Consider the following 1392-nt stretch of genomic DNA (forward strand, 5'->3'; position numbering starts at 1 on the left):
AAATATGCAACAATGACTTATTATTATGCAAATGCTCCAAATCAAGCAGCACAATCGACTAAATACTTTACTATAGTTCCACCAACTGATGTAGGAGGAATGCGAAAAGTCAAAAATATTAGCATACAATTAGCATTTGACAAAGAATATTTAGATACTTCCACAAATCCACACACAATAAATGTCACAGAAGATAACAGAATTTTATGGGCTATTGTATATGTTCCAAGAGGATCTACACCAGGAAGTATAAGAATAGAAAATGGTATATTGTATTCACCACCTCAATTTATAATGGCATCAGGAATTTACGACACTGAACAACCAGGCAATAGTTCTCGTATCTTCACACCATTATCAAGAAACTTAAACGCTGGAGACGGTATTGCGTTTGTTTTTCTTCCGATAAAGGATCTTTATACAAACCAATTATCAGCAGTGATTAACTATGCTATCACACTTCAATAAAAAAAGAAACGTTAAATTATCACTTTTTTATTAAAAGTACTCTAAAATCTTTTCACGTAACTTGTCAGTTATCGTATCTTCATATTCTACTAACCATTGTTCTATAAGGAACACTGAGCCAGGGATCAAGTTTGAAACTTCTTCTTCGGTAACAGAACGATCTTCCCAACGAACAAGAAAGGTAACACGGTCGCCATAGAGCCTAGGACGTTCAATGTAAGCAACAGGATATTCCATCAAAAAAGTGATCTGATAGCATAGAGCTTTTTCAATCAACGATGAATGACAAATGACAAAAGTGCTAAACATAAATAGAATAGGAACTATGACAAGGGACACAGAGGGCCCCCCTCCCCCTATATGGAAACCGTAGCTAGCGGAGGTTGGAATATAGAAAAAGAGTATTTTTTCACTTTGGACGGGTCCCTAACTCGTCGGGGCAGACTATTGTCAGGGGCCCCGGTCAAAGGTTCCGAATAAATACCACCAGGGGTGGGGGTTGTGTCCCGTACAACAAAAAAAAACCCATATCTTGACATGTGAAATGAAAAAGCTTTAATCTAATATATTATTGGGTAAGGTTCATACACAAAGAACGTTTACGTTCGACCCGGTGTATATATTACCCTTACCCAATAATATATGTTTTGGATCAATTGAATGAAAACTGATCGTCAAAAGTATTCAAAATTGTATGGTTTACATAACGATAGAAACGATAGAAATATTGGACCTTTACAAACAAGCGCACTTATTTTTTTTGTCATTTTTATAAATGCCACGCGGAAGACGTAACAACTACAATTACTACTATCCACAAAGATCATTAGCACCAGGAAGAAAGAATAAATATGCAACAATGACTTATTATTATGCAAATGCTCCAAATCAAGCAGCACAATCGACTAAATACTTTACTATAGT

The 1392-nt window shown here is 35.7% G+C and carries 2 protein-coding genes; one reads left to right on the top strand and one right to left on the bottom strand.

All coding sequences use genetic code 11. The annotated features are described in order from the left end of the window. Positions 1–468, top strand: a 468-nt coding sequence (locus C7J97_RS15125) for a hypothetical protein (protein WP_170126688.1), incomplete at its 5' end; no start/stop codon positions are given. A 30-nt stretch (positions 469–498) separates the two neighbouring features. On the opposite strand, the gene C7J97_RS14660 is transcribed toward C7J97_RS15125, so the two are convergent. Further along, entirely contained in the window at positions 499–705 is a 207-nt protein-coding gene (locus C7J97_RS14660; RefSeq protein WP_207657579.1) for a hypothetical protein, read from the bottom strand. Positions 706–1392 lie beyond the last annotated feature (687 nt).

The sequence above is a fragment of the Faecalibacterium prausnitzii genome, from assembly GCF_003324185.1.
Classification (GTDB): Bacteria; Bacillota; Clostridia; order Oscillospirales; family Ruminococcaceae; genus Faecalibacterium; species Faecalibacterium prausnitzii.